The 25,847-nt window shown below is 67.5% G+C and carries 25 protein-coding genes; 16 read left to right on the forward strand and 9 right to left on the reverse strand.

Annotated features, from left to right (window positions below; genetic code table 11):
• Positions 1-14 precede the first annotated feature (14 nt).
• The 3 genes from ACM0O9_RS04250 to ACM0O9_RS04260 are packed head-to-tail and all read left to right on the forward strand — an operon-like array spanning position 15 to position 1,846.
• A complete protein-coding gene (locus ACM0O9_RS04250) occupies positions 15-1,055 on the forward strand; it encodes a ribonucleotide-diphosphate reductase subunit beta (protein WP_005416944.1) in 1,041 nt (346 codons plus the stop codon).
• A gap of 25 nt (positions 1,056-1,080) precedes the next feature.
• The gene (locus tag ACM0O9_RS04255) at positions 1,081-1,548 is read left to right on the forward strand and encodes a flavodoxin (protein ID WP_080375118.1); all 468 of its coding nucleotides are present in this window, start codon (positions 1,081-1,083) and stop codon (positions 1,546-1,548) included.
• Positions 1,520-1,846, forward strand: coding sequence for a thioredoxin family protein (locus ACM0O9_RS04260; protein ID WP_005416939.1), 327 nt, complete (start codon positions 1,520-1,522; stop codon positions 1,844-1,846). Before ACM0O9_RS04255 ends, ACM0O9_RS04260 begins: the two co-directional genes overlap by 29 nt.
• A 117-nt stretch (positions 1,847-1,963) precedes the next feature.
• Here ACM0O9_RS04260 and ACM0O9_RS04265 read toward each other — a convergent pair whose 3' ends face one another.
• Entirely contained in the window at positions 1,964-3,295 is a 1,332-nt protein-coding gene (locus ACM0O9_RS04265; RefSeq protein ID WP_235649253.1) for an Nramp family divalent metal transporter, read from the reverse strand.
• Positions 3,296-3,412: 117 nt separating this feature from the next.
• Here ACM0O9_RS04265 and mntR point away from each other — a divergent pair, with 117 nt between their 5' ends.
• A complete protein-coding gene (mntR, locus tag ACM0O9_RS04270) occupies positions 3,413-3,877 on the forward strand; it encodes a manganese-binding transcriptional regulator MntR (RefSeq protein ID WP_005416934.1) in 465 nt (154 codons plus the stop codon).
• A 78-nt stretch (positions 3,878-3,955) separates the two neighbouring features.
• On the opposite strand, the gene ACM0O9_RS04275 is transcribed toward mntR, so the two are convergent.
• The 3 genes from ACM0O9_RS04275 to fabR all read right to left on the reverse strand — a co-directional run bounded on the left by ACM0O9_RS04275 (position 3,956) and on the right by fabR (position 7,588).
• A complete protein-coding gene (locus ACM0O9_RS04275; protein ID WP_235649252.1) occupies positions 3,956-4,504 on the reverse strand; it encodes a thioredoxin-like domain-containing protein in 549 nt (182 codons plus the stop codon).
• Positions 4,494-6,653, reverse strand: coding sequence for a TonB-dependent receptor plug domain-containing protein (locus ACM0O9_RS04280; protein WP_235649251.1), 2,160 nt, complete (start codon positions 6,651-6,653; stop codon positions 4,494-4,496). The genes ACM0O9_RS04275 and ACM0O9_RS04280 overlap by 11 nt, the downstream gene beginning before the upstream one ends.
• A gap of 278 nt (positions 6,654-6,931) precedes the next feature.
• Entirely contained in the window at positions 6,932-7,588 is a 657-nt protein-coding gene (gene fabR / locus ACM0O9_RS04285) for an HTH-type transcriptional repressor FabR (RefSeq protein ID WP_005416927.1), read from the reverse strand.
• Between the two features lie 92 nt (positions 7,589-7,680).
• Here fabR and ACM0O9_RS04290 point away from each other — a divergent pair, with 92 nt between their 5' ends.
• Positions 7,681-8,751, forward strand: coding sequence for a ferredoxin reductase (locus tag ACM0O9_RS04290; protein ID WP_069138334.1), 1,071 nt, complete (start codon positions 7,681-7,683; stop codon positions 8,749-8,751).
• 11 nt (positions 8,752-8,762) lie between these two features.
• On the forward strand, positions 8,763-9,911 hold the full coding sequence (locus ACM0O9_RS04295; protein ID WP_005416924.1) for a fatty acid desaturase family protein: 1,149 nt from the start codon (positions 8,763-8,765) through the stop codon (positions 9,909-9,911).
• 5 nt (positions 9,912-9,916) lie between these two features.
• On the opposite strand, the gene ACM0O9_RS04300 is transcribed toward ACM0O9_RS04295, so the two are convergent.
• From ACM0O9_RS04300 to ACM0O9_RS04320, 5 genes are all read right to left on the reverse strand, one after another.
• Positions 9,917-10,252, reverse strand: coding sequence for a tetratricopeptide repeat protein (locus ACM0O9_RS04300; RefSeq protein ID WP_053498539.1), 336 nt, complete (start codon positions 10,250-10,252; stop codon positions 9,917-9,919).
• Positions 10,249-10,827, reverse strand: coding sequence for a flavin reductase family protein (locus tag ACM0O9_RS04305; RefSeq protein ID WP_053498541.1), 579 nt, complete (start codon positions 10,825-10,827; stop codon positions 10,249-10,251). The genes ACM0O9_RS04300 and ACM0O9_RS04305 overlap by 4 nt, the downstream gene beginning before the upstream one ends.
• Positions 10,824-11,453: a superoxide dismutase gene (locus ACM0O9_RS04310; RefSeq protein WP_235649250.1), complete on the reverse strand. Its 630-nt coding sequence runs from the start codon at positions 11,451-11,453 to the stop codon at positions 10,824-10,826. Before ACM0O9_RS04310 ends, ACM0O9_RS04305 begins: the two co-directional genes overlap by 4 nt.
• 437 nt (positions 11,454-11,890) lie before the next feature.
• Complete coding sequence (locus ACM0O9_RS04315; protein ID WP_065179197.1) at positions 11,891-13,402, reverse strand: thioredoxin family protein; 1,512 nt, start codon at positions 13,400-13,402, stop codon at positions 11,891-11,893.
• 128 nt (positions 13,403-13,530) lie between these two features.
• Positions 13,531-13,980, reverse strand: a complete 450-nt coding sequence (locus ACM0O9_RS04320; RefSeq protein ID WP_065185774.1) for a GNAT family N-acetyltransferase — start codon at positions 13,978-13,980, stop codon at positions 13,531-13,533.
• A 66-nt stretch (positions 13,981-14,046) separates the two neighbouring features.
• Between ACM0O9_RS04320 and ACM0O9_RS04325 the strand changes: the two genes are divergently transcribed.
• The 10 genes from ACM0O9_RS04325 to ACM0O9_RS04370 all read left to right on the forward strand — a co-directional run bounded on the left by ACM0O9_RS04325 (position 14,047) and on the right by ACM0O9_RS04370 (position 25,746).
• Positions 14,047-14,982, forward strand: coding sequence for a TIGR03571 family LLM class oxidoreductase (locus ACM0O9_RS04325; protein WP_065196139.1), 936 nt, complete (start codon positions 14,047-14,049; stop codon positions 14,980-14,982).
• 177 nt (positions 14,983-15,159) lie between these two features.
• Positions 15,160-15,471 (forward strand): DUF3817 domain-containing protein, encoded by a 312-nt coding sequence (locus tag ACM0O9_RS04330; protein WP_032129991.1) that lies wholly within the window; start codon positions 15,160-15,162, stop codon positions 15,469-15,471.
• Between the two features lie 154 nt (positions 15,472-15,625).
• Positions 15,626-16,822, forward strand: a complete 1,197-nt coding sequence (locus ACM0O9_RS04335; protein WP_235649248.1) for an MFS transporter — start codon at positions 15,626-15,628, stop codon at positions 16,820-16,822.
• Positions 16,819-18,012 carry an isochorismate synthase gene (locus tag ACM0O9_RS04340; RefSeq protein ID WP_065196142.1) on the forward strand — a complete coding sequence of 398 codons (1,194 nt, stop codon included), beginning with the start codon at positions 16,819-16,821 and terminating at the stop codon, positions 18,010-18,012. The genes ACM0O9_RS04335 and ACM0O9_RS04340 overlap by 4 nt, the downstream gene beginning before the upstream one ends.
• Complete coding sequence (locus ACM0O9_RS04345) at positions 18,009-19,661, forward strand: (2,3-dihydroxybenzoyl)adenylate synthase (protein WP_414604089.1); 1,653 nt, start codon at positions 18,009-18,011, stop codon at positions 19,659-19,661. The genes ACM0O9_RS04340 and ACM0O9_RS04345 overlap by 4 nt, the downstream gene beginning before the upstream one ends.
• A complete protein-coding gene (locus ACM0O9_RS04350) occupies positions 19,661-20,293 on the forward strand; it encodes an isochorismatase family protein (protein WP_139727224.1) in 633 nt (210 codons plus the stop codon). The genes ACM0O9_RS04345 and ACM0O9_RS04350 overlap by 1 nt, the downstream gene beginning before the upstream one ends.
• Complete coding sequence (locus ACM0O9_RS04355; protein ID WP_065179204.1) at positions 20,293-20,550, forward strand: phosphopantetheine-binding protein; 258 nt, start codon at positions 20,293-20,295, stop codon at positions 20,548-20,550. Before ACM0O9_RS04350 ends, ACM0O9_RS04355 begins: the two co-directional genes overlap by 1 nt.
• A complete protein-coding gene (locus tag ACM0O9_RS04360) occupies positions 20,547-24,437 on the forward strand; it encodes a non-ribosomal peptide synthetase (protein WP_414604090.1) in 3,891 nt (1,296 codons plus the stop codon). The genes ACM0O9_RS04355 and ACM0O9_RS04360 overlap by 4 nt, the downstream gene beginning before the upstream one ends.
• Positions 24,428-25,186, forward strand: a complete 759-nt coding sequence (locus tag ACM0O9_RS04365) for a 2,3-dihydro-2,3-dihydroxybenzoate dehydrogenase (RefSeq protein WP_329843825.1) — start codon at positions 24,428-24,430, stop codon at positions 25,184-25,186. The genes ACM0O9_RS04360 and ACM0O9_RS04365 overlap by 10 nt, the downstream gene beginning before the upstream one ends.
• Before the next feature lie 113 nt (positions 25,187-25,299).
• The gene (locus ACM0O9_RS04370) at positions 25,300-25,746 is read left to right on the forward strand and encodes an REP-associated tyrosine transposase (RefSeq protein WP_065179207.1); all 447 of its coding nucleotides are present in this window, start codon (positions 25,300-25,302) and stop codon (positions 25,744-25,746) included.
• The last annotated feature ends 101 nt before the right edge of the window (positions 25,747-25,847 follow it).

Here is a 25,847-nt window from a genome sequence, read left to right on the forward strand (position 1 = left end):
GAAGGCAGAAGCCCATGGCAACCCCCCTCGACCGCATCAAGATCCTCGAACCGCGCCATCCCAACCGCAGCACCGGCATCATCAACGGCCAGACCAGCGGTATCCTCAACTGGAACGATATCCCGTACCCGTCGTTCTATCGGGCCTACAAGGAGCTGTCGACCAACTTCTGGATTCCCGACGAGGTGGACATGAAGCTGGACGCGCGCCAGTACGGCGAGCTGTCAGGGCGCGAGAAGAACGCCTACGACTCAATCATCGGCCTGCTGGCCACGCTGGATTCGCCACAGACGCGATTCATCTACAACGTGGCCGAGTACATCACCGACCCGGCTGCACATGCCAACGCGGCGATCATCGGCCAGCAGGAAGTGATCCACAACGAGAGCTACAGTTACGTGCTGGCCTCGATCACCGACCTGCCGAACCAGAACCGGATCTTCGAGATCGCCCGCACCCACCCGACCATCATCAAGCGCAATGCCCCGATCATGGGTGCGTACGACGACTTCATGCGCGAGAAGACCGCCGAGACCCTGCTCAAGTCGTTGATCCAGTCCTCGATCCTGGAGGGCATCAATTTCTATTCCGGGTTCGCGTACTTCTACAACATGGTGCGGCAGAACCGCATGAACGGCACCGGCAAGATCATCAGCTTCATCAATCGCGACGAGCTGGCCCATACCAAGTTCATCAGCGAGCTGATCCGCGCCATCATCGGCGAAAACCCCGAGCTGCAGACCAATGAGTTGACCGCCTATGTGCACCAGTCATTCGAACATGCCATCGAGCTTGAGACGCAGTGGTCGTCGGAGGTGCTGGATGGCATCGATGGCATCGACGTGGACGAGATGGTGCGCTACGTGAAGTACCGCGCCAACAAGATGGCCGGCATGCTCGGCATCGAGCGCCTGTACAGCGACACCACCGACAACGTGATGCCTTGGATCAGGGCCTACGCCGACAACTTCACCGAGACCAAGACCGACTTCTTCGAGATGCGCAATGCAAGTTACAAGAAGACCAACGTCGACAACGGCTTCGACGACCTCTGAGCCCGGCACCGCGCTGAGCATCCTGATGGTGGTCGCCTCCTTGAGCGGCAACACCCGCGAGCTCGGCCGGCAGATCGCCGAGCGCTGCCGCGCCGCAGGTCATGCGGTGCACTGGCAGGAGGCCGACGACCTGCGGCAGGCGCCGCCGCTGGCTGCCGGCGAGGCCGACCTGGTGCTGCTGGGCTGCTGGACCGACAACGCCGGGCGCACGCCAGCGGAGATGAAGGCGTGGGTGGCTGGCATTGCCGAGCGCGGTCAGCAGCCACGCCAGCTGGCGGTGTTCGGCACCGGCGAAACGCAGTGGGGGCAGGAGTACTACTGTGGTGCCGTGCACCGGCTGATCCGCTATTTCCGCAGCGACTACCCGCCGCTGGAGATCGAACAGATGCCGCATGGCGAGCGTCATGCCGAAGCCATCGACGCCTGGACCGATGCGGTCCTGGCCCACTACTGGAGCAACCACGATGCAGATCATCGACGCCACCACGCCTGAGCAGTTCCAGCAGCTGCTGGCCGAGCACCCGCGGGTGCTGGTGGATTTCCACAAGGACCAGTGCCCCGGGTGCCGGATGCTGGAAGTGTCGCTGCACCGCGTGGCCAACAGCGTGGCGGGGCAGGGCACCACCTTGCTTCGCGTGCAGCTGGAAGTGCTGGGTGAGGCGTTCTTCAGGGAACTGGGGCTGCGGCAGACGCCGACGCTGTCCCTGTTCCGTGATGGTAACGAACGCACGCGCCTGGCCGGGTTCCAGTCGCCGCAGCAGATCGAGGCCGCGATCGCGCTGCATTTGTAGAGCCGAGCCCATGCTCGGCTGCCGTTCGCACGGTGAGCGATGAGTCGAACATGGCTCGACTCTACAAGGTATCCACGCATGGCGTGGATCTACCGGGGCAGGGTCCGTGGTTTGGCGTCAGGCGCCGCTGAAGGTATCCACCAGCAGCTTCACGTTCAACACCACGATCACCAGCGCGATCACCCAGGCGATCGCGCCCAGCCAGCGCGGGGCCACCAGCGCCCCCATCGTCACCTTGTCGGTCACGATCCGCACCAGCGGGATGATCGCGAACGGCAGCTGCATCGACAGCACCACCTGGCTCAGCACCAGCAGCTTCACCGCGCCCTGGTCGCCGAACAGCAGGATCACCACCACCACCGGAATGATCGCCAGTGCGCGGGTGATCAGCCGTCGCAGCCACGGCGGCATTCGCAGGTGCAGGAAACCTTCCATCACGATCTGGCCGGCCAGCGTCGCGGTCACCGTCGAGTTCAGGCCGGAGGCCAGCAACGCGATCGCAAACAACGTCGCCGCCGCGCCCACGCCCAGCATCGGCGCCAGCAGCTGGTGCGCCTGCTCGATGTCTTCCACGTCGAAACGACCATTGGCATGGAACACCGCCGCCGCCAGGATCAGGATGCTGGCGTTGATGAACAATGCGAGTGTCAACGCGAGAGTGCTATCGGTAACCGCCCAGCGCAGCGCACTGCGGCGGCCTTCATTGGTACGCGGGTAGGCGCGGGTCTGCACGATGGACGAATGCAGGTAGAGATTGTGCGGCATCACCGTGGCACCGATGATGCCGATCGCGATGTACAGCGCGTGCGGATCGGTCACCACCTGCGCGCGCGGAATGAAGCCGCCCAGCACCGCCATCACTGGCGGCGCAGCCATCGCGATCTGCACCATGAAGCAGGCGAAGATCACCATCAGCAGCGCGATCACGAAGGCTTCCAGCGCACGGAAGCCGCGGTTCATCAGCAGCAGAACCAGCAGCGTATCCAGCGCAGTGATCACCGCGCCCCACAGCAGTGGCAGGTCGAACAGCAGCTTCAGCGCGATCGCGGTGCCGATCACCTCGGCCAGGTCGCAGGCGATGATCGCCGCCTCGCACAGCGCCCACAGCGCCAGGTTCACCGGCTTGGGGTAGCGGGCGCGGCAGGCCTGCGCCAGGTCCATGCCGGTGGCGATGCCGAGCCGCGCCGACAGCGCCTGCAGGATCACCGCCATCAGGTTGGAAATGAGGATGACCGACAGCAGCAGGTAGCCGAAGCGCGAACCGCCGGCGAGGTCGGTGGCCCAGTTGCCTGGATCCATGTATCCGACCGAGATCATGTAGCCCGGGCCAAGGAAGGCCAGCAGGCGGAACCACCAATGGCCCTTGTCGGGCACGGCGACCGAGGCGTTGAGCGCACCCAGGCTGGCCGGAGTGGAGGCCGAAGGGTCGCGGGGCGCCAGGGTGTTCATGGGTCCGAATATAGCTCCTGCTATAGTCAATAGCAACGTGAAACAATCGTCTTTATCGCGTTACTGGTCCAGAATTCAGGTTCAACACCGGATCACCCCGGAAGGACAGGCGCAGGCGTGGGCAAGACCGACGATTCGACATCGCTGAAAAGCACCCCCTTGATCGAGGCTGAGCGCCAGGTCGAGAGCTTCCGGCAAGTGCGCGAAGCGCACCGGATGGAGCTGGTGGAGGACTATGTCGAGCTGATCTCGGACCTGCTGGCCGACGGCGGCGAGGCCCGGCAGGTCGACATCGCCACCCGCCTTGGCGTGGCCCAGCCCACCGTGGCGAAGATGCTGCGGCGCCTGGCCCGTGACGGCTGGGTGGTGCAGCGGCCGTACCGTGGCGTGTTCCTGACCCCGGAAGGTGAGGCGCTGGCCCATGCCAGCCGCCAACGCCACCAGACCGTGGAGCGTTTCCTGCTGGCGCTGGGGGTGGACGCAGATACCGCGCGGCGCGATGCGGAGGGCATCGAGCACCATGTCAGCGAACAGACACTGGCTCTGTTCGAGGCATTCGTGCGCAGGGCCGAGGGCGGCTGAGCCACGTTTCCTGTAGAGCCGAGCCATGCTCGGCTGCTGTTCGCGCGATGACAGGGAGCATCCACGCATGGCGTGGATCTACAATCCAGGCGGGCAGCGCGCCTGCTGCTGCGCGCACGCGCGTTTCGTCCATTCCTTCAACACCGGCTGCAGGCCTTCATAGCGCCGGCCCTGCCATCCGTTGGCCAGCACCTTCCCATCCGCATCGATCAGCACCAGGTTCGGTGGTGCCAATCCGGCCAATGCCTGCAGTGCCGGCATGCGCGCGGCACGTCGTGGGTCCAGTACCGGCCACGGCATGTCCTGCGCGTGCATGTAGCGGCGAAGCGCGCTCTCGCTCTCATCCTGGCTGACGTACACCACTTCGGTATCGGCGCCGGCTTGGCGCAGGGCATCACGCACGCTGCGCAGCGTGGGTACGAAGGCATGGCACGGTGCACACCAGTCGGCGCCGAAGTACAGCGCCACCAGTTTCGGCGGCGACGACCACTGCATCGGCCGTAGCGATCGCTGCTCCGGCCGCATCAGCGAGGCCGAAACCTGCGCGTGCAGGTCCGCAGCCATCGCCGGTGCGGCCAGCAGCATGGCACAGGCCAGCAACAACGCTCGCAGAGCTTCAGAACGCATAGCGCAGGTTGACGTACCACGAGCGCGCGAAGCGCGGCCCGTAGACATAGTCGCTGTCCCGCAGCGCGCCCAATTCCAGGTCTTTCTGGCGCTGGTCGAATACGTTCTTGACGCCCGCAGCTACCGACACTTCCTGCTGCGCCTGTGCGCCGAGATGCCGGTGCCAGCGCGCACCAAGGTCGGTGACCAGGAACGAGCGTGTGCGGTGCAGCTCGCCCAGCCGGTTGTTCAGCACCGACATCGGCCCGGTATGGCGCAGCGCGACGAAGGTTTCCCACGGTTCGGCCGGCATCCAGCTGAGCTGCGCCAGACCGGTCCAGCGGGGTGTCTTCAGGTAATCGCGGCTTTCGATCACGGTGTCGCCACCGTCGCCACTGTCGTCGAAGATGCGTTGCGGCTCGCGGAAGCGCGAGCGGTACCATGAGGCACCTGCGGTCAGGCGCCACTGCGGCGAGGGTTGCCAGCCGAGGTTGGTTTCCGCACCCAGCACGTTGGAGCCGGAGGCGTTGTAGCGCAGCTGGCTCAGCTGGCCGTCATCGCCGCGCTGGATCTCGCCCAGCGCGAAGGTGTCGCGGATGCGTGCATAGGAGGCGGTGGCATCCCAGCTCCACACCGGATTGGCCGGGTCCGAACGCCAGTCGAAGCCGAACAGGGTGGTCAACGCGCGTTCCTCTTTCAGACCGTCCGTGTTGCGCACGCGCACCTGTTCGCCGCCCAGCGTATCGACGTGCACATCCTCGACGAAGATTTCCGGCGCACGGAAGCCGGTGGCGATACCGGCGCGCCACGTCAGGTTCGGCGTGGCCTGCCAGGCCAGCGCGATGCGTGGTGAGAACACCGCGTTGTCCAGTTCCGAGCTCTTGTCCACGCGTGCGCCCAGCACCAGGTCGACGTTGTCGCGCAGGCTCCACTCGTCCTGGATGAAGGCGCCGATGTTGTGGAAGGTGGCGTCTTCCAGCACCGCCAGGCGCTGGCCATCACCGGTACGGTTGTCGTCGCGCAGCGCCTCGTGCTTGTACTGCACGCCGAAGGCCAGCGCGTGCGCGCCCAATCGCCAGTTCAACTGGCTGTCGATGTAGTGCAGCGGGTTGTGGGTGCGCCCGTACTGGCGCCACGAACGCGAGGCCGCGCTGCCGGCCACGTTCGGGTCCAGCTGCGACGGGTCATAGCCGGGCGCTGAGGGATCGGTGACGACGTCGCCCAGGCCACCGTAGAAACTGTCGCGATCGATGTCGGCGAAGGCGTAGGCCAGGCGGAAATCAACGTCGGCATTGATTTCCTGGTCCCACGACACGCTGCCGCGCCGGTACTTCGTGTCCAGCGATTCGGCGATGTTGGCCAGGTATTCGGGCTGGTCCAGGCGGTTGCCGCCGCGACGGGTTTCATCGGTCACCTGCAGGTCCAGGCGAAGGCGGGTGCCGGGGTTGGGCGCATACCAGGCCTGCAGGCCGCCGACCTTGAGATTCTTGCGGGTGATTTCGGTGTAGCCGTCGCCGTTGTAGTCGATGCCACTGTTCCAGTTGCGCTGGGCAATCACCGACAGCCCGGCGTCGGCGTCTTTCGCCACCAGGTCCAGGCGCACATCGGCGTTCTTCTGCGGCGTGCCCTTCAGCACGTCCACACCGGCCTGCACATGGCCACCGCTACGCGCCGGCAGCGGCGGAATCAGGTTGATCACACCGGCCACCGCACCTGGGCCGTACAGCGCCGAGCCACCGCCCTTGACCACTTCGATGCGGTCGACGAACCCGGCTGGGATCTGTTCCAGGCCGTACACGCTGCCCAGCGTGGACAGCAGCGGGATGCCATCGAACAGCAGCTGGTTGTAGGCACCGGGCAGGCCCAGCAGCTGTACTTCGCTGGTGTTGCAGTTCTGGCAGTTGCTCTCCACGCGCAGGCCGTTGATCAGCTCGGCGGCGCGCGAGAAGTCGGTGGCGGCGCGCAGCGCGATGTCTTCCTTGCGCAGCACTTCCGTGCGGATCGGCACGTCCGACAGCAGGCGTTCACTGCGTGTGGCGGTGCTGACCTTGACCTGCACACGGTCCAGTTCGGTCGGTTTCGGAGTGTCAGCCAGTGCAGGCAGCGGCAGGATCAGGGCAATGGCGGCGGCCAGCGGCAACCTTCGGAAGCGGTGGGGGATAGAGCACATGAGGGCGTCGTCCTTGGGGGAAGAAAGGCGGCGAGGGCGACCTGGCTGATGCATATGGAAGCAGCGGCTTATCAATATAGCAAGTGCTATATAACGAAGCCGCAGCAATTCCGAGTGGAGCGCCGGCCGGGTCAGATCACGGGAGCGTTATAACATTACATAAAACAACCACAAACCTGCCGGTGGTCATGTCCGGAGGATGGAGTTGCCGTGTGGGCAGGGAGGTTGGGGTCAGAGCCCTTTCCTTTGGAAAGGGATCCGACCCCAGGGCGCGATCGTCAGCCGCGGCGGAATGCGGCGGGCGTGCGGGCGCCGACGATGATCATGCGGATCATCGTGGAGATCTGTTCGACCAGCTCCGGATCCTTCTCCGGAGGCAGGTCCATGGCGGTGGCGCCCATCGCGAACACCAGCCGGGTGATGGCCTTGGCTACCAGTTCCGGAGCGTGCAGCACCGCGCCATCCAGTGCGGCCAGGCGCACCAGGTCGTGCTGCAGCTCTTCCTCGAAATAATGCAGCTCGCGTTCGACTGCGTGCTTGAAGTCGTCCGAGCCGACCGCGCCTTCGCGCAACAGCACGTGCAGCAGCTTGTCGTCGGCGCGCAGCTGTTCCATGAAAGTCTCCACCGAGACCCGCACCACGCTGGTGGCGGTGGAGGTGGCGCGCTGGCGGGCCTCGCCGATGATGGTGCGCAGCGAGCGGCCGGCTGCGTCGATCAGCGCTACGGCCAGTTCGTCCATGTCGCGGAACTGCCGGTAGAAGCTGTTCGGCGCGATGCCGGCCTCGCGTGCCACTTCGCGCAGGCTGAGCGTGGACAGGCTGCGGTGCGGCCCGATCAGCTTCAGGGCGGCGGCCAGCAGATCTTCGCGGCTCACCGTACGGCGGGCCGGGCTGTTGGCATCTTCGGGCGTCGACAAGACGGTGGCGGCGGCCATGACGGTTCCGGTGGGGCGAGGCTGAATCATACCCAATCCGGTTCAATATACACATGTATACACAGGTGTATGTGCGCCCGTATAGTGCGCCCATGAGCGCTGTCGTCCGTCCATCCCTGTTCTCTCCGTACCGCTGGGTCTCGCCGTCGCTGTTCGATTTCTGGGCGGGCCAGCTCAATCCCCTGTGGACCCTGCGCGAGCCGGTGGCCCGCCTGGTCCGGCGCGAGCCGGCCGGCGAGGGCGCGGCGACCCTGGTCCTGCGCACCAACCGGCACTGGGCCGGCATGCGCGCGGGCCAGCACGTCACCCTCGGCGTGGAGATTGAAGGACGCCTGTGGCAGCGCAGCTACAGCCCCACCGCGCTGGGACCACGCGAACTGGCGATCACCGTCAAGGCGGTCGACGGCGGCCGGGTCAGCCAGCATCTGGTCAACCACGCACAGCTGGGTGAGCTGTTCCGCCTGGAGGCTGCGTTCGGAGAATTCCAGTTGCCGGCCGCGGCTCCGGTATTGCTGCTGGCGGCCGGTAGTGGCATCACGCCGATGCGCAGCCTGCTGCGCGACGCCTGCCAGCGCCCGCTGGCCGCGCCGGTGGACCTGTTCTACTGGGAGCGCAGTGCCGCCCAGCTGCAGTTCCGTGATGAGCTGCAGGCGCTGGCCGCGCGCCAGCCGAACCTGCGTGTGCACCTGCTGACCACCCGCGAGGGTGATGTGCCTGCCGCACGCATCGATACTCACGATCTGCAGGTCGCCGGCGATGACACCCCGTTGGCGCAGCGCCACGTGCTGGCCTGTGGCCCGGATGGATTCGTTGCCGCTGCGCGCGAACGCCTGGCGCACCAGGTTGCGGGTTTCCAGGCGGAAGCGTTCACTCCGCCAGCGCCGTTGCGTGACGCCAGCAGCGAAGGCGAAGTGTCGCTGACCCTTGCCCGCAGTGGCCGCCAGCTGAGCGTGCCGCGCGGCCGCTCGTTGCTGGAAAGCCTCGAAGCCCATGGCATCAAGCCCAAGCATGGCTGCCGCATGGGCATCTGCAATACCTGCAGCTGTGACCGTGTCAGTGGCGCCACCCGCCACCTGCGCACCGGCGACCTGCAGTCCGAATCGGCACAGCCGGTGCGGATCTGCGTGAGCGCACCGACCACCGACCTGACCCTGGATCTCTGAGGACGCCTGCCATGACCCGCGCCACCGACCGTGCCCTGAGTACTGCCGAGATGCATGCCTTCGGCGAGGAACTCGACGCGATCCGCGACCGTGTGATCGGCAGCCTCGGCGCCTCCGATACCCGCTACATCCGCCGCGTGGCCGCCGCCGTGCGCTGGTTCGGCGTGGGTGGCCGTGGCCTGCTGTTCCTGGCAGCGTTTTCGCCGCTGTTCTGGATGCCGCTGCTGTGGCCGGCCGCGATCACCGGCACGCTGCTGCTGGCGCTGTCGAAGATCCTGGAGAACATGGAGCTGGGCCACAACGTGATGCACGGCCAGTTCGACTGGACCGGTGATCCCAAGCTCAATGGCAACACCTACGAGTGGGACATCGTTGCCACCGCCGACAACTGGCGCAAGACCCACAATTTCCGCCACCACACCTACACCAATGTGCGTGGCATGGACGATGACATCGGCTATGGCCTGCTGCGCATCTTCCCCGAACAGCGCTGGAAGCCGTTCTACCTGCTGCAGCCGATCATCGCGCCGATCTTCGCACTGCTGTTCCAGTGGGGTGTGGCCGCGCAGGACCTTCGCCTTGGCCGCTGGCTGAAGGGCCGCATGAGTGCCCGTGCGATGTGGCTGCAGACCCGCCCGGTGGCGCGCAAGATGCTGCGCCAGGTGCTGAAGGACTACGTGTTCTTCCCGCTGCTGGCGGGTCCGTTCTTCCTCACCGTGATGCTGGGCAACCTGGTCGCCAACGGCCTGCGCAACATCTGGACCTACGTGATCATCTTCTGCGGGCACTTCACCGCCGAATCGGAAACCTTCCCCAAGGAGTGCCTGCGCAATGAGTCGCGCGGCCACTGGTACCTGCGCCAGCTGCGCGGTTCGTCCAACATCAGCGGTGGGTTCCTGATCAACGTGCTGTCGGGCAACCTCAGCCACCAGATCGAGCACCATTTCTACCCGGATCTGCCGGCCAACCGCTATGCGGCCATCGCCAAGGAAGTGAAGGACATCTGCCGCCGCTACGGCCAGCACTACAACAACGGCTCGCTGCCGCGCCAGTTCGGCCAGGTGGTCTGGCGCATCCTGCGCCACGCATTCCCGAGCAAGCCGCGCCGCCTGCCGATGCCGGACATCATGTCCGCACCGGCATCTGCCAACGCGGGCTGATCGACTCAGCCCGCCTTCGCCAGGGCCGCCTGCTCGCGGTCCAGGCGTCGCAGGAACACCTGCATTTCCTTGCGTGCCTGCTGGTCGCCCTTGCTGCCGGCCACGCTCAAGCCGCGCTGCCACGCCTCACGGGCCGCCTGTGGCTGGCCACTGGCCAGCCAGGCTTTGCCCAGCAGCTTCCAGGCCGCCGAGTACTGCGGATCAAGCACCACGCAACGGCCCAGGTGGGTTGCCGCGCGTACCGGGTTGCCGGCATCCAGCCAGCCCTTGCCCAGGCCGAAGCGCAGCAGCGCGCCGTCCTTGCCGGCGGCAAGCATGCATTCCAGAGCTTCGATGTTCATCCGCGTACCTCCGCCAGCAGCTCGGCCGGGCCGGGCTGGAAGCGGCCGCGATGGAACAGCAGTGGCGCGCCGCCGTTCTCGTGCACTTCGATGATGCGGCCGGCCAGCAGCAGGTGATCGCCCACCGGCCACTGCGCGTGGCGGGTACAGGTGAGATGGGCGACCGCACCGGTGATGCGGGGTGGGGCGTCCTCGTCGTCATCCAGCAATGCCAGGCCGTCGAAGCGGTTGCGGACCTGCGGATCGGCGAAGCGCCGGGCCAGCGCTTCCTGGTCGGCCGCCAGCACGCTGAGCGCAAAGCGCGTGGCGCGCTGGAAGGTGGACAGGCTCTGTGCGTGCAACGCCAGGTTCCACAGCACCAACGGTGGCTGCAGTGAGACCGGCACGAACGAGTTGATGGTCAGGCCGACCGGCTTGCCCTGTGCATCGCGCGCGCAGACGATGGCCACGCCGGTCGGGAAATGGCCGAGCAGCCGCCGCAGGGCACGCGGCGGCATCTCGACCGATGGCACCGGGGCCGGGGCGGGGAACACCCCGGCCCACGGCCCGGCGTAGGGCAGTGTCTCGCCGCTCATGAGGCCCGGGCCTGGTGGTAGCGCCGGCCGACTTCGGCCCAGTTGATGATGTTGAAGAAGGCGCCGATGTAGTCCGGGCGGCGGTTCTGGTAGTGCAGGTAGTAGGCGTGTTCCCAGACATCCAGTGCGAGGATCGGGGTGTGGCCGGACAGGCCTACGGCTGCACCCATCAGCGGGCTGTCCTGGTTGGCGCTGCTTTCCACCTGCAGGCGACCATCGCGATCGCGGGTCAGCCAGGCCCAGCCACTGCCGAAGCGGGTCTGCGCGGCCTTGGTGAAGGCCTCCTTGAAAGCATCGAAACCGCCGAGGTCACGGTCGATGGCGGCGGCCAGTTCGTCATCGGGTGCACCACCGGTGGTGCTGAGCACGGTCCAGAACAGGCTGTGGTTGGCGTGGCCGCCGCCGTTGTTGCGGACCGCGCCACGCTGGGCCTCGGGCACGGCATCGAGGTTGGCGATCAGCGCCTCGACCGGCTGCTCGGCGATGCCGGCCTGCTCGATGGCGGCGTTGAGATTGTTGACGTAGGTCTGGTGGTGCTTGCTGTGGTGGATCTCCATCGTGCGCGCATCGAAATGCGGCTCAAGGGCGTCGTAGGCGTAGGGGAGCGGGGGAAGCGAGTACGACATCGAAGCAATCTCCGTGGGAAGGCCAGGGGGCTGGCCGTGGGGAGATCGTTATCGCACCTCAACATTGGTTGAGGTCAAGGGGCGGGATTGAGGTGCGTGCGCGTTCATCGCTTTGATTCTTCCTGCAGGACAGCACGAGCGGAATGGTAGTGCCGGCCGCTGGCCGGCATGCTGGCAAGGTCGGGTTGCCGGCCAGCGGCCGGCACTACCAGAACCCGCTTTTCTAACCTCACCGGCGCGCTGAAGTGCTGCCCGCGCTCGCAGGAAACCGTCCGGTGGCGGGGGGAGGGGCTGGCCGGGACCGTTGGCGCCATGGATGGCGCCATCGAGCCCCCAAGGATGGGTTTACGGCGTGTCCCGGCCAGCCCCTCCCCCGGCCACAACCGGCATCAACAAAGGCGCCGGCAGGCGAACCAGCCGCCCGCGTTTTCATCAACTCAACTCAACCAGTCCTTGCACGCGCCATCCACCTGTTCACCGCACGCCTGCTGCATCCTCTGCTGCAATCGCGCCAGCGTCTCGGCACCCTGGTGCTTCCCGCTCCACGCCTTCAGCTGCCCGGCCAGGCGCTCGAAACGCTGGCGGGTGCGCTGGTGGTAACCCGACGGCTGCGCCTCCAGTTCGGCGATCAGCGAGGCGGTGGCCTGCTCGATGCGCGGCGCGTCGTTCGGCGCCAGCTTCAGCAACCCTTCCACGTACAGCACGCCCCATTGCACGCGGGTGGCCGGGCCCTGCGCACCGTCGTAGGCACGCTTCAACCACTCCAGCGCACCGGCAGTGTCGCCGCGCTGCTCGGCCAGTTCGGCCAGCTCGGGCATGTAGTAGTAGGGCTGCTCGCTGCGCTTCAGCTCCGCCAGCAACAACGCCTCGGCACCGGCGTCGTCACCGACCTGGCGCAGTGCGTAGACCGCGCTGCTGATCGTGGCCTGGCGTGCATGCGCATCAGTGGCGGTGGCGTCGGCCGCGGCCACGCGCTGCTTGACCCGATCAACCAGCGGCGCGGGCAGTGCGCCCTTCGGCTGCTGCTGGCGGGCCAGCGATACTTCCGTCAGTGCGCGCGACAATGCGTCGTCGGCGCGGTCGCCGCGCTCGGCATCTGCGCGTTCCAGCGCGACCAGCAGCTGCTGGCCCAGCGTGTTGCGGGTGGCCGGCCCAGTACTGGCCTGCGTGACCAGCTGTGCGCCTGCATAGCCCAGCAACTCACGGTTGCGGCGGACTTCGGCCGGCTGCGCCAGCACGGCCTGCAGCAGCTCGCGTACTTCGGTAGGCGAGCTGGCGGGCGTGTCGGCGGTGGCCAAGGCCAGCAGGGCGAAGCGGCGCTGCAGGGCGGCATCCGGTGCCGCCTTGGACAGCTGGCGCAGTACATCCTGACTCCTGCGCTCGCCGGCCAGGCGGTTGGCGTCGACTTCCCAGCCGTAGTCGCCCAGTACCTGCCAGTCTTCTGCAGCCAACTTCTCCGGCGTGGCCAGGGCGGTGGCCAGAGTGGCAGCGATTGCACTGCGGCGCCCGGCGGCAACGGTCAACGCCCGGGTCAGTTCGGCGGCGTCGTTGCCACCGGCCACGCGGGTAAGTTCATTGCGCTGTGGGTCCAGTACGATCAGGGTCGGGTAGCCGCGCACCCCGAAGCGTTCGCCCCAGGCCTGCGCACCTTCCTCGTCGCCATCCAGATAGACCGGCACGAACTTGCCGGTCAAGGCGATGAAGGCCGGGTCCTTGAACAGGCCGGCCTTGAGCTGGTTGCACGGCGGGCACCAGACCGCGCCCCAGTACAGCAGCACCGGCTTGCCGCTGTCTGCGGCTTCGGCGAAGGCATCATCGACGTCACCCTGGCGCCACGCGATTCCCTTGGCCGGCGCAGGTGCCTCGGCGGAGTTGGCGGTGGAAACCGGGGCCGGGGCGCAGGCACTCAGCGCCGAAGCCAGCAGCAACACGGAAAGCGCGACGCGCATCGGCAGGATCTCGAAGGGCAGGGTGACAGGGCATTGTAGGAACGCGCAGGGAACCCGCTGATTCAGTTTGCTCATGACGGACATGCGCCGGGGCATGACGCCCCGGGCATTGGCCGGGGCCCGTGCCTTCAGGCGGCTGCCCGCACCATCTGCTGGTAGACCAGTCCGTTGAACTCGCCGGCCTCACCGTCAATCACGAAGCCATAGCGCAGATAGGTCGGCACAGCGTTGAGCGATGCGCGTACGGTCAGGGCCGGCGCGCGTACCTGAGGCAGCACCGCCTCGAACAGTGCATGGCCGATGCCCTGTCCCTGGCAGCCGGGATCGACGAACAGCATCGCCAGGTGGCGACCTTCCTTCAGCTCGACCACGCCGATGATACGGCCGTCCTGCTCGGCCACCAGGATATGGTTGTCGCCGTGCAGGCGTTCACCGAACGCATCGGCGGCGGCGACATTGCCGAACGTGGCGATGCCGGTTGCGCTGAGCGAGGGCGCCACCGCCGCAGTGAACGCGGCCAGGCACACCGCGCTGATCGCGGGCAGGTCATCGACGCGGGCAGGGCGGATCGTCGGCATGCAGTGTTCTTCCCGTGGCGGGCTGCGCGTCATCGCTGCCCCATGCCTGCACGCTAAGCTGCAGGCATGAGTGATTTCAATCCCGCGTACGCTGCGTTGTTTCCAGGGCAGGGCTTGAGCCTGGGCCTGATGACGCCGGTGGCGTCGCAGGGGCTGGCCGATCCGCATCAGGCGCGGCGCATCGCGCGGTTGGCCGACGATCTTGGTTTCGCCGCGTTGTGGGCGCGCGATGTGCCGCTGATGGTGCCGCAGGGTCCGGACGCGACAGCAAGTGCGCTGGACGATCCGTTCCTGTGGCTGGGCATGCTGGCGGCCGCGACGGGGCACATCGTGGTCGGCAGCGCGGCCATCGTGCTGCCATTGCGCCAGCCGCTGCAGGTGGCGAAGTCGGCGTTGAGCCTGGACCGGATCAGCGGCGGACGCTTCGTACTGGGCCTGGGTTCGGGTGACCGCCCGGAAGAGTTCGCCGCATTCGGCGAGGATCTGGAGGGCAGGGCGGCGACCTTCCGTGAGCGTTGGACGTTGTTGCGGGCGGCGCTGTCACCGGCCGCCGATGAGCGCACCGCCGTATTGCAGGCCACTGGTGGCTTCGACGTGCTGCCAGCGCCGGCAACCCGCATTCCGATGCTGGTGGTGGGTACCGCGCGGCAGAGCCTGCAGTGGATAGCGCGTGAGGCCGAAGGCTGGGCCACCTATCACCGCGAAGAGGCCGCGCAGGAAGGGCGCATCGGCCTGTGGCAGCAGGCGCTGGCGCAGCGCGGCGGGCCAGGCAAGCCGTTCGTGCAGTCGATGCTGCTGGACCTGCAGGCAGATCCGCAGGCGCCGCCCGAGCCGCTGCCGCTGGGCCTGAAGGTCGGCCGCGAAGGCCTGCGTGAGTATCTGCTGCGCGTGCATGCGCAGGGCGTGGCGCATGTGATGTTCAACCTGATCGATAACGGGCGGACGATGGATGACGTGCTGCGCGAGATCGGGGAGCAGGTTCTGCCGGATATGCCCGGGTAGGTGTCCACCTTGGTGGACACGCTCTCGCCGCTGCGCCCGCTGAACTGCTGAGCGTTTCCTTCAGTAGCCGAGGCAGAAGCAGTCGAGCACCGCTCGACTCTACATGCAGCAGGCATCTGCGTATCATTCGCATTTGATATCCCGATGCCGGAGCCCCGCGTGACCCAACGTTCCCCCATGCACCCGACCGGACGCCTGTTCGCCGCGGTCGCTTTCATCGAGGCCGTGACCTGGGCCGGCCTGCTCATCGGCATGTGGATGAAGTACGGCCCGATGGCCAACGTGGCGCTGGTGAAGCTGTTCGGGCCGCTGCACGGCGTGGCCTTCCTGGTCTATGTGGCAGTCACCCTGTTTGCTGCCGTGCGCCTGCGTTGGCCGTGGTGGGCCAGTGCCCTGGCCCTGCTGGCAGCGATCCCGCCGCTGGTGACGCTGCCCCTGGAGTGGTGGTTCAAGCGCCGTGGCCTGCTCGGCCTGCGTGCAATGCGCTGAACCCAGTGTTGCGCGCCCATTCAAGAGAATGGGTATCAAATGCAAATACGAGCCGTTATCATTTGAGGGTGGCATCTGGCCCTGAGCAGGGTCGGTGCCGGGTGGGGCGCGCAGGCGCGCCCGGCCAATCCTTTCCTGTTACGGCTGGTGTTTCATGCACGCACGTCCCGTCGTTCCCGGCTTGCCGGCGCTGGTGTTGGCTGCCCTGATTGGCACCATGGCGATGATGTCCTTCGTCGCCGTGATCGGCCCGGTGGTCCGCATGCTCGGTTTGTCCGAGTGGCATGCCGGGCTGTCAGTCACCGCCGCAGGCGTGTTGTGGATGCTGGCCGCGCGCCCCTGGGGCCAGCTCAGCGACCGCATCGGCCGCAAGCGCGTGCTGATGCTGGCGATGAGTGCCTACACCGTGGTCTACATCGCGCTGGCGGTGTTCATCGACGTGGCCCTGCAGGCGGTGCCGCCGGTGCTGGTGTCAGTGCTGGTGCTGGTCGCTGCGCGCGGCCTGATCGGCCTGTTCTACGCAGCGGTGCCTCCTACCGCAGCTGCGCTGATCGCCGACAAGGCACCGACCGGGCAGCGTGCGAAGTTCCTCGCCCGCCTGGGCAGCGCCAACGCATTGGGCATGGTGCTGGGCCCGGCTGCCGCGGGTTGGCTGGCCTATACGAACCTGTCGCTGGCGCTGTACGTGGCCGCACTGTTGCCACTGCTGGCGTTGGCGCTGCTGGCCTGGCGACTGCCGGCCACACCGCCTGTAATGGGCGTTTCCGCCCAGCGCCGTGCGCCGATGAGCCGCCTCGACCCGCGCCTGCGCCTGCCGCAGCTGGCGGCGTTCATCGCCATGGTTTCCGTGACCATCGCGCAGGTCACGGTTGGCTTCTTCGCGATTGATCGCCTGGGCCTGGATGCGGCGGCCGGTGCGCGCATGGCCGGCATCGCGCTGACGGCGGTCGGCGTTGGCCTGATCCTGGCGCAGGCGCTGGTGATGAAGCTGGAGGTTCATCCGCGCCGCTGGATCGCCCTCGGCGCCGTGATCTCAGGCATCGGCTTTGCTTCGGTGGCGGGCGTGCAGCAGGGCTGGCAGCTGCCGGCGGCGTACGCGCTGGCCGCGTTCGGCATGGGCTTCGTGTTCCCTTCGTTCCAGGCGCTGGCCGCCGACGCGGTGGAAGCGCATGAGCAGGGCGCTTCGGCAGGCACGGTCGCTGCCGCGCAGGGGCTGGGCATGGTGGCCGGGCCGATGCTCGGCACGCTGTTGTATCGCGGCGGGCCCAGCCTGCCATACCTGCTGGTCGGCGCGTTGCTGCTGTTGCTGTGCGCGCTGGCTGCAGCGCATCGGATGAAGGAGACCCCATGAACGATTCCCTGATGCAGGGCGCGTGGCCGGAGGCTGCGCCAGCGCCGCAGGAGAGCAGCGACGACGCGACGCTGTTCCTGCTGCAGCACGCTGGCCAGCACGTGCACGCACGCGGTTGCCGCGCCACGCTGCCGGCCGGTGCGCTGGCGACGTTGGCGGAACGCGTTTCGGTGTTCTTTGCCCAGCAGCGCGGCGGCCCGGGCCTGCTGGTTGGCGCAGTCCCATTCGAACCCCGTGCCGACGACGCGTTGTACCAGCCCGAGCGCCTGCTGCCAGCGCTGGCACTACAGCCACAGGCCGCGCCAGCGCTGGAGGGTGCCCTGCAGGCCGAGCCTTCGGCGCAGGCGTACGCGGCGTCGGTGGCTGCGGCGGTACAGGCACTGCGCGCGCCCGAACTGGACCTTCAGAAGGTGGTGCTGGCGCGCAGCCTGGTGGCACGCACCCACCGGGCGCTGTCTCCGGACGTGCTGCTGGCACGGCTGGGCGCGGATCCTTCGGTGGCGACCTATGCGGTTCCGCTGCCGGTGGAAGTGGGTCAGGCGCCAGCGTGGCTGGTGGGCGCGACCCCGGAACTGCTCCTGCGCAAGCGTGGTGCTGAGCTGTTGTCGCACCCGCTGGCGGGGTCTGCGCGGCGCTGCGCCGATGCTGCCGAGGACGAGCGCGCCGCGCAGAACCTGCTGGCCTCGACCAAGGACCATGACGAGCACCGTCATGTGGTCGAGGCGATCGTCGAGGGTCTGGCGCCGTATTGCAGCCACATCGATGCACAGCCGCGGCCGGCGCTGCATGCCACCGCCAGCATGTGGCATCTGGGCACACGCATCCATGCCACGCTGAAGGATCCGCACACGTCGGCCGCCGAGCTGCTGGCGCAACTGCACCCTACGCCGGCGGTCTGCGGTACGCCGCGGTTGGCGGCGCTGCAGCGCATCCGCGAGCTGGAAACGGTGCCGCGCGGCTTCTATGCCGGCGCCGTGGGCTGGTTGGATGCGCAGGGTGACGGCGACTGGTATGTGGCAATCCGCTGCGCACGCCTGCAGGGAATGCAGCTGCGCCTGTTCGCCGGCGCCGGCATCGTTGCCGACTCGCAGCCCGAGGCCGAGGTGGCCGAGACCGCTGCGAAGTTCGCCGCCCTGCTGAATGCGCTGGGTGTCCATGAATCCGCGCCTGCGATCGAGCCTGCCGCATGACTACCTCCACTGACGCTTCCCGCCTGCCACTGCAGCAGGTGTGGCCGGATGACCTGATGGCGCGCTATCGCGAGGCTGGGCATTGGCGTGGCGAGACCTTCCCGGGGTTCCTGCGCGAACGTGCAGAACGCTATGCCGATGACATTGCGGTGGTCGCCGGCGACGTGCGCCTGAGCTATGCGCAGCTGTGGCACGAGGCCGGGCGGATCGGTGCCGGCCTGCTGACGCTCGGCCTGCAGCCAGGGGAGCGGGTGCTGATGCAGCTGGGCAACACGGCAGGCTTCGTCACAACGGTCTGTGGCCTGTTCCGCGCCGGACTGGTGCCGGTGTACGCGTTGCCGGCACACCGCATCACCGAGCTGGTGCACTTCGCCAGCAAGGCCGAAGCCAGTGCCTACATCACCACCGGGCTGCATGATGGCTTCGACCATCGCGGACTGGCGCGGGCGCTGCAGGCCGACGTGCCGGCGGTTCGCCATGTAGTGATCGACGGCGATGCGGCGGAGTTCATTGGGGTGGAGGCACTGCAGGGCGATCGCAGCCGGTTGCCGGCCGATCCGGACCCGCAGTCTGTGGCGTTCCTGCAGATTTCCGGTGGGAGCACCGGGCTGTCCAAGCTGATTCCACGCACGCATGACGACTACATCTATTCGTTCCGTGCCAGCAATGAAATCTGCGGCATCGACCGCGACAGCGTCTACCTGGTCGCGCTGCCGGCCGCGCACAATTTCCCGATGAGCTCGCCCGGCTTCTTCGGCGCGTTGTATGCCGGTGCCCGCGTGGTGCTCAGCCCCGGCCCCGGGCCGGACGCCGCATTCCCGCTGATCGCACGGGAGCGGGTGACCTGCTGCGGCCTGGTGCCGCCGCTGGCGCTGCTGTGGGCGCAGGCCGCCGCCACCAGCAAGTATGACGTGTCGAGCCTGCAGCTGCTGCAGGTGGGCGGTGCCAAACTGGTGCCGGAAGCCGCACGGCGAGTGATCGACGGCCTTGGCTGCACGCTGCAGCAGGTGTTTGGCATGGCCGAAGGCCTGGTCAACTACACGCGGCTGGATGATCCGGAGGACCTGATCGTGGCTTGCCAGGGTCGGCCGATCAGTCCGGACGACGAAGTGCGCGTGGTCGATGACCATGACCAGCCGGTGGCCGAAGGCGAGGTGGGGCATCTGCTCACCCGTGGCCCGTACACCATCCGTGGCTACCACAACGATGCGGTGGCCAATGCGCGCTCGTTCACCGATGACGGCTTCTACCGTACCGGTGACCGTGTGCAGCAGCTGCCCGGAGGCTACCTGGTGGTGCAGGGGCGTGCGGGTGACCACATCAACCGGGCGGGCGAGAAGATCTCTGCTGAAGAGATAGAGGACCACCTGCTGGCACATCCGGGCGTGTTCGATGCGGCCGTGGTCTCGATTCCCGACGAGTACCTGGGCGAGCGCAGCTGCGCCTTTGTGATCCCGCAGGGCGAACCGTTCAAGGCGCCGGCACTGAAGGCCTGGATGCGCGGGCGCGGCCTGGCGGCGTTCAAGGTGCCCGACCAGATCGTGTTCGTCGACAGTTTCAATACCACGGCGGTCGGCAAGATCAGCCGCCGCGAATTGCGCGCGCAACTGCGTGCGCGTCATCTGCAACAGACAGGAGGAACGCGCTGATGGCGCTGCCCCGTATCACTGATTACCCCTTGCCGACCGCCGCCGAACTACCGCAGGCGCGTGGCCCGTGGCGGCCGCAGCGCGATCGTGTCGCGCTGCTGGTGCACGACATGCAACGCTACTTCCTGGCGGCATTCGACGCCGGCAGCACGCCCTTGCGGCCGGCGGTGGACAACATCGTGCGCCTGCTGGCGCACTGCCGCGCGCAGGGCATTCCGGTGTTCTACACCGCCCAGCACGGTGACCAGGACCGTCGCGACCGCGGCCTTCAGGCCGACCTGTGGGGACCGGGCATGCGTCGCAGCGCCGATCATGAGCCGATCATCGAGGCGCTGGCGCCGCAGCCGGGCGAGCATGTGCTGGTCAAGCATCGCTATAGCGCCTTCCAGCGCAGCAACCTGGAGACGCTGATGCGGGTACGTGGGCGTGATCAGCTGCTGGTGACCGGCGTGTACGCCCATATCGGCTGTACCGCGACCGTGGTCGATGCCTTCCAGCGTGATATCGAGGCCTTCATCGCCGCTGATGCGGTGGCCGACTTCTCGCGTGCCGATCACGATCAGGCGCTGCACTGGATCGCGCGCACCTGTGGTGTGCCGATGACCACCGATCAGCTGCTGGAGGTGCTGTGATGGCTGCCATGGGTGAGGCGCTGGATCTGGAGCGGATGCGTGCCGACGTGGCGCGTGTCCTGGAGTGCACGCCGGCCGAGATCGGTGACGACGACAACCTGATCGACCTGGACCTGGACTCGATGCGCATGCTCGGCCTGGTCCTGGCCTGGGGCAACAATGGCCTTCCGCTGGAGTTCTCGCAGTTGGCCGAGCACACCACGCTGCGCCAGTGGTGGGGTGTGGTGCAGCAACTGCAGGCCGCGCAGAACGCATGAACGCCGCAGCGCTGGCCACGCCGGTGGCGTTGACCGAGGCCCAGGCTGGGCTGTGGTTTGCACAGCGGCTGGCACCGGACAATCCGTCATTCAATACCGCGCACGCGGTATGGATCGACGGCCCGCTGGACGTGGCCGCGTTCGTCGCAGCGGCAGACCGGGCTGCGCGCGAGGCCGAGGCTTTCGCATTGCGCTTTGCCGAAGGTGCCGATGGCCAGCCACTACAGTGGCATGACCCGGTACACGTACCGCTGCTTTCCGTACGCGATGTGTCCGCCGAGGCGGATCCCGCCGCTGCGGCACGCAGCCTGATGCACGCCGACCGGCTGAGCCCGGTCGATCCCACCCGCGACCGGATCAGCCAGCAGGTGCTGCTTGAACTGGGTGGGCAGCGCTGGGTCTGGTACCTGCGGGTGCATCATCTGGCTGCCGATGGCTACGGCATGGCGCTGTTCACCGATCGCGTGTGCGCGTTGTACGCCGGCCGCAAGGGTGAGCCACTGCCAGGACTGTCCGCTGTGCTGGCCGATGATGCCGCCTACCGTGCCGATCCGCGCCGCGTGCAGGCCGGGCAGTGGTGGCGTGAGCACATGCAGGGCGCACCGGCAGGCGCAGGCCTGGCCGGCACGCTCGCGGCCAGTGACGACGCGCTGCGCTGGGTGCAGCCGCTCGATGCGGCATTCCGTGAGCTGTTGCTGCAGGCTTCGGTGCGTTGGCTGCAGCCTTGGCCGGATGTGCTGGCCGCGCTGGCGGCCGAGTACCTGCGGCGGATGAGTGGCGCCGATGAAGTGGTGCTGGGCGTGCCCTACATGGGGCGGTTGGGCAACGCGTCGGCGCGGGTGCCGGCGATGGTCATGAATGTGTTGCCGCTGCGCGTGGCGGCCGGCGAGGGCAGCGTCGAGGCCTTTGCCCGGGGCCTGGGTCGCCAGCTCAGCCAGGGCCGCAGGCACGGCCGCTACCGGGGCGAGCAGCTGCGCCGGGACCTGGGCCTGGTCGGCACGCAGCAGCGCCTGCACGGCCCGCTGGTGAATGTGCAGCCGTTCTACAGGCCGCCGGCCCTGCCCGGCGTGCAGGCGGCGCTGGAGGTGCTGTGCACCGGGCCGGTGGATGACCTGGCGCTGGGTTTCCGTGGCGATGGCCAGCACCTGCTGGATCTGGAGATCGAGGCCAATCCCGCGGTGTACAGTCGCGAGGATGTCGAGGCGCACGCGGCGCGGCTGCTGAATTTCGTGTCGGCGGCGCTGCAGGCTGACGATATCGAAGCCGTACCCTTGGCCACGCCCATGGAGGCGCAAGAGGTGCTGCAGGGTTTCAACGCCACCGCGCACGCGCTTCCTGAGACCACCCTGGTTGAATTGCTGCAGCAGGGCATGGATCGGGACCCGCACGCGCCTGCGCTGGTGTTCGGCGATGCTGCCATGGATTACGCAACGCTGGAAGCGCGCAGTTTCGCGCTGGCGGCACAGCTGCGGGCGATGGGTGTCGGCCCGGGCAGCGTGGTGGCGGTGGCATTGCCGCGCTCGCTGGCGCTGGTGATCGCGCTGGTGGCCGTGCTGCGCGCAGGCGCGGCCTACCTGCCGCTGGACCTTGCCCATCCCGACGAGCGGCTGGCGCGGATCTTCGCCTCGGCGCAGCCGGTGTGCGTTCTGGCTGCGGCGGAGGTTTCGGCGCGCATGGCCGGCGTACCGGTGCTCGCGCCGGAGCAGTGGACCGCGCTGAGCTTCGCCGCGCCGTGGGCCGATCCGGCGCCCAGCGATGCGGCCTATGTGATCTATACCTCCGGTTCGACCGGGGAACCGAAGGGCGTGGTCGTCGAACACCGTGCCATCGTCAACCGCCTGCTGTGGATGCGCGAGCACTACGGCATCCGCGCCGATGACCGCGTGCTGCAGAAAACCCCGGCCACCTTCGATGTCTCGGTCTGGGAGTTCTTCCTGCCGTTGCTGTGCGGAGCCACGCTGGTGGTTGCCGGGCCCGATGCGCATCGCGACCCCACCGAACTGGCGCGGCTGATCCGCGGGCATGGCATCACCACGGCGCATTTCGTGCCGTCGATGCTCGATGCCTTCCTCGCTGCACCGGCGTCCGAAGGCCTGCAGCTGCGACGGGTATTCACCAGTGGCGAGGCGCTGGACGCCGCGTTGCGCGACCGCTTCCACGCGCGCATGCACGCCGAGCTGCACAACCTGTACGGCCCGACCGAAGCCGCGGTGGACGTCAGCTACTGGCCGGCGTCGGCGCAGGATCGATCGCGGCCGGTGCCGATCGGCTTCCCGGTCTGGAATACCCGCCTTTACGTGCTGGACGCGCGGATGCAGCCGGTGCCGGTCGGTGTGGCCGGTGACCTTTATCTGGGCGGTGTGCAGCTGGCGCGTGGCTATCTCGGTCGCGAGGACCTGACTGCCGAACGCTTCCTTGCCGATCCTTTCCTGGCGGGCGAGCGCATCTACCGCACCGGCGACATAGCGCGCTGGCGCAGCGATGGCGCGGTGGAGTACCTGGGCCGCAGCGACCATCAGGTGAAACTGCGCGGCCTGCGCATCGAGTTGGGCGAGATCGAGGCGGCTTTGCGCGAACTGCCGGGCATGGAGCGGGTGGAAGTGCTCCTGCGCCACGACGCACCCGGCGATGCCCGGCTGGTAGCCTATGTGCCGTCGGCACTGGCCGACGCCAGCATGCTGCGTAGTCATCTGGCCACACGCGTGCCGGATTACATGGTGCCGTCCGCCTTCGTTGGCGTGGATCACTGGCCGGTGACCGCCAACGGCAAGTTGGATCGCAACGCGCTGCCCGTACCACCGCGGCAGGAGATCGCCGGGCTGGCGCCGCGCACGCCGTTGGAACAGGAGCTGGCGTCGCTGTTTGCCCAGGCACTCGGGCGAGATGCGCCGGTGGCGGTGGATGCGGATTTCTTCAGTCTCGGCGGTGACTCACTGTCGGCGGTGCACCTGCTGCTGGCGATCGAACAGCGCTGGCGCTGCGATCTCGGTCTGGGGGCCTTGTTTGCCCAGCCCACCGTGGCTGCGCTGGCGGTTCGCATTGCCGAGCCGCCCGCGCTGGCCGATCACGCACTGGGGCCGGTGATTGCGCTGGCCGCGACCGAACCGGCCGGGCCTACGCCGCTGTTCGTGCTGCACCCGGCCGGCGGCATCGCCTGGAACTACCGCGCCCTGGCCCGGGCACTGCAGCCGGCACGCCCGGTATATGGCCTGCAGTCGCCGGCACTGGACGCGCGGCAGCCGCTGCCGAGCAGTATCGAGGCGATGGCCAACGACTACGTACAGCGTGTGGTCGCATTGCAGCCGACGGGGGCGGTGCATCTGCTGGGCTGGTCGGTGGGTGGCATCCTCGCCCAGGCGATGGCGGTGCGACTGCATGAGATCGGGCGCGTGGTCGGCGAACTTGTACTGCTGGACGCCTATCCCAGCGAGTGCTGGCGGGCCGAGCCGGAGCCCGATGCCATCGCCGCATTGCGGGCACTGCTGGCGATTGCCGGTCATGACCCGGATGCGCATCCGGAACTGGACAGCCGGGAACGCATTCTCGCGTTCCTGCGTCGTGGCGGCAGTGCGCTGGGTAGCCTGCCGGATGTCGTGCTGGATGGCGTGGTGCGCGCCGTGACCGGCACCAATCGACTGATCCGTGAACATATCCACCGGCCGTTCGATGGCACGCTGGTGCATGTGCGTGCCGGTCGAGATCACCAGGCGCGGCCACAGTTGCGGTCGGCGTTGTGGCGGGCACACGCGCGCAGGGTGCAGTCGTTGGAACTGCCATTCCTGCACGCAGAGCTGACCGGACGCGATGCAGTGGCGCAGCTGGCGCCGTGGTTGTCGGCACGCTTGCGCCAATGGGACGAACAACAGGAGATCGCAACATGCAGTTGACCGGTTTCAAAGGCCGCGTGGCGTTGGTGACCGGCGCTGCCGGTGGCATCGGCGAGACACTGGTGCGGTTGCTGGCCAAGGCCGGTTGCACCGTAGTGGCGACCGATCGCGAGGCGCCTGTTACGGCAGATGTGCGTGTGCACACCTTTGCGCTCGACGTGACCGACAGTGCCGCCGTGGACGGCCTGGTGGATCAGGTCGAGTCCAGCATCGGGCCGATCATGCTGGCCGCCAGCGTAGCCGGTGTGCTGCATGTGGGCGGCGTGACCGAGACCGGCGATGACGACTGGCGCCGGGTGTTCGCGGTGAACACCGACGGGGTGTTCCATGTCGGGCGTGCCCTGGCGCGGGTGATGTCGCCGCGCGGGCAGGGCGCGATGGTTACCGTCAGCTCGAATGCGGCCGGTGTGCCGAGGCATGGCATGGCCGCCTATGCGGCATCCAAGGCCGCCGCCACGATGTTCACCCGCTGCCTCGGGCTGGAGCTGGCGCCGTTGGGCATCCGCTGCAACATCGTCGCCCCGGGCTCGACGCTGACCCCGATGCAGACCGGCATGTGGCAGGACGAGCACGGCGCCGAACGGGTGATCGCCGGCAACCTGGAGACCTACAAGGCCGGCATTCCGCTGCGCAAGCTGGCCACCCCGGAAGACATCGCAAACGCGGCGATGTTCCTGCTCTCCGAGCAGGCCGGGCACGTAGCGATGAGCGACCTGTACGTGGACGGTGGCGCCACCCTGCGCGGCTGAGGTCTGGTAGTGCCGGCCGCTGGCCGGCAACCTCATTCAACCTCAGACATCTCCCAACCCCCATCGAGGCTTGGCCTGACAGCCAACGCCCAATGATCGACCCACCATGGCGCATGAGCAGCCATCGCCTCCGCCTGGGCCGTCACTCGATCATCGGCCAGGCCTATGTCCTGACAACCACGACCCACCAGCGCCGCCGGCTCTTTGAAAGCGAAGCTGCAGCAGCATGTGTAATCGACCAGTTCCATTACGTCGAACAGCGCGGGCTCGTATGGTCACACGCATGGGTTGTCATGCCGGATCACGTCCACTGGATGTTCGAGCTGCGTGCAGTTCACCTTCCAGACGTCGCGCGCCGGATGAAATCGTCGAGCGCACTTGCCCTGAATCGCCTGGCGGGCCGTCGAGGTACGGTGTGGCAGCCCGGCTACTTCGATCATGCAGTAAGGACCGAAGAGTCGCTGGCGCGGCAGGCCCTGTACATCCTGGGCAATCCGGTGCGCGCCGGTCTTGCTGGGCAGATTGGCGAGTATCCGTATGCGTGGTCGGCCTGGGGGTGATGCCGGCCAGCGGCCGACACTACCACAGCGCAGATCCCGTTCCGGTGCACAGGGCATCCGTAAGGGTAGTGCCGGCCGCGGGCCGGCCACCCCACGAAACC

It is taken from the genome of Stenotrophomonas sp. FR012 (assembly GCF_047520565.2).
Taxonomy (GTDB): domain Bacteria; phylum Pseudomonadota; class Gammaproteobacteria; order Xanthomonadales; family Xanthomonadaceae; genus Stenotrophomonas; species Stenotrophomonas sepilia.

Excerpts from the sequence above, each read along its gene's own strand:
- ACM0O9_RS04250 (WP_005416944.1), top strand. The coding sequence starts at position 15 with ATGGCAACCCCCCTCGACCGCATCAAGATCCTCGAACCGCGCCATCCC.
- ACM0O9_RS04255 (WP_080375118.1), top strand. The coding sequence starts at position 1,081 with ATGGTGGTCGCCTCCTTGAGCGGCAACACCCGCGAGCTCGGCCGGCAG.
- ACM0O9_RS04260 (WP_005416939.1), top strand. The coding sequence starts at position 1,520 with ATGCAGATCATCGACGCCACCACGCCTGAGCAGTTCCAGCAGCTGCTG.
- ACM0O9_RS04265 (WP_235649253.1), bottom strand. The coding sequence starts at position 3,295 with ATGAACACCCTGGCGCCCCGCGACCCTTCGGCCTCCACTCCGGCCAGC.
- ACM0O9_RS04275 (WP_235649252.1), bottom strand. The coding sequence starts at position 4,504 with ATGCGTTCTGAAGCTCTGCGAGCGTTGTTGCTGGCCTGTGCCATGCTG.
- ACM0O9_RS04280 (WP_235649251.1), bottom strand. The coding sequence starts at position 6,653 with ATGTGCTCTATCCCCCACCGCTTCCGAAGGTTGCCGCTGGCCGCCGCC.
- fabR (WP_005416927.1), bottom strand. The coding sequence starts at position 7,588 with ATGGCCGCCGCCACCGTCTTGTCGACGCCCGAAGATGCCAACAGCCCG.
- ACM0O9_RS04290 (WP_069138334.1), top strand. The coding sequence starts at position 7,681 with ATGAGCGCTGTCGTCCGTCCATCCCTGTTCTCTCCGTACCGCTGGGTC.
- ACM0O9_RS04295 (WP_005416924.1), top strand. The coding sequence starts at position 8,763 with ATGACCCGCGCCACCGACCGTGCCCTGAGTACTGCCGAGATGCATGCC.
- ACM0O9_RS04300 (WP_053498539.1), bottom strand. The coding sequence starts at position 10,252 with ATGAACATCGAAGCTCTGGAATGCATGCTTGCCGCCGGCAAGGACGGC.
- ACM0O9_RS04305 (WP_053498541.1), bottom strand. The coding sequence starts at position 10,827 with ATGAGCGGCGAGACACTGCCCTACGCCGGGCCGTGGGCCGGGGTGTTC.
- ACM0O9_RS04310 (WP_235649250.1), bottom strand. The coding sequence starts at position 11,453 with ATGTCGTACTCGCTTCCCCCGCTCCCCTACGCCTACGACGCCCTTGAG.
- ACM0O9_RS04315 (WP_065179197.1), bottom strand. The coding sequence starts at position 13,402 with ATGCGCGTCGCGCTTTCCGTGTTGCTGCTGGCTTCGGCGCTGAGTGCC.
- ACM0O9_RS04320 (WP_065185774.1), bottom strand. The coding sequence starts at position 13,980 with ATGCCGACGATCCGCCCTGCCCGCGTCGATGACCTGCCCGCGATCAGC.
- ACM0O9_RS04325 (WP_065196139.1), top strand. The coding sequence starts at position 14,047 with ATGAGTGATTTCAATCCCGCGTACGCTGCGTTGTTTCCAGGGCAGGGC.
- ACM0O9_RS04330 (WP_032129991.1), top strand. The coding sequence starts at position 15,160 with ATGCACCCGACCGGACGCCTGTTCGCCGCGGTCGCTTTCATCGAGGCC.
- ACM0O9_RS04335 (WP_235649248.1), top strand. The coding sequence starts at position 15,626 with ATGCACGCACGTCCCGTCGTTCCCGGCTTGCCGGCGCTGGTGTTGGCT.
- ACM0O9_RS04340 (WP_065196142.1), top strand. The coding sequence starts at position 16,819 with ATGAACGATTCCCTGATGCAGGGCGCGTGGCCGGAGGCTGCGCCAGCG.
- ACM0O9_RS04345 (WP_414604089.1), top strand. The coding sequence starts at position 18,009 with ATGACTACCTCCACTGACGCTTCCCGCCTGCCACTGCAGCAGGTGTGG.
- ACM0O9_RS04350 (WP_139727224.1), top strand. The coding sequence starts at position 19,661 with ATGGCGCTGCCCCGTATCACTGATTACCCCTTGCCGACCGCCGCCGAA.
- ACM0O9_RS04355 (WP_065179204.1), top strand. The coding sequence starts at position 20,293 with ATGGCTGCCATGGGTGAGGCGCTGGATCTGGAGCGGATGCGTGCCGAC.
- ACM0O9_RS04360 (WP_414604090.1), top strand. The coding sequence starts at position 20,547 with ATGAACGCCGCAGCGCTGGCCACGCCGGTGGCGTTGACCGAGGCCCAG.
- ACM0O9_RS04365 (WP_329843825.1), top strand. The coding sequence starts at position 24,428 with ATGCAGTTGACCGGTTTCAAAGGCCGCGTGGCGTTGGTGACCGGCGCT.
- ACM0O9_RS04370 (WP_065179207.1), top strand. The coding sequence starts at position 25,300 with ATGAGCAGCCATCGCCTCCGCCTGGGCCGTCACTCGATCATCGGCCAG.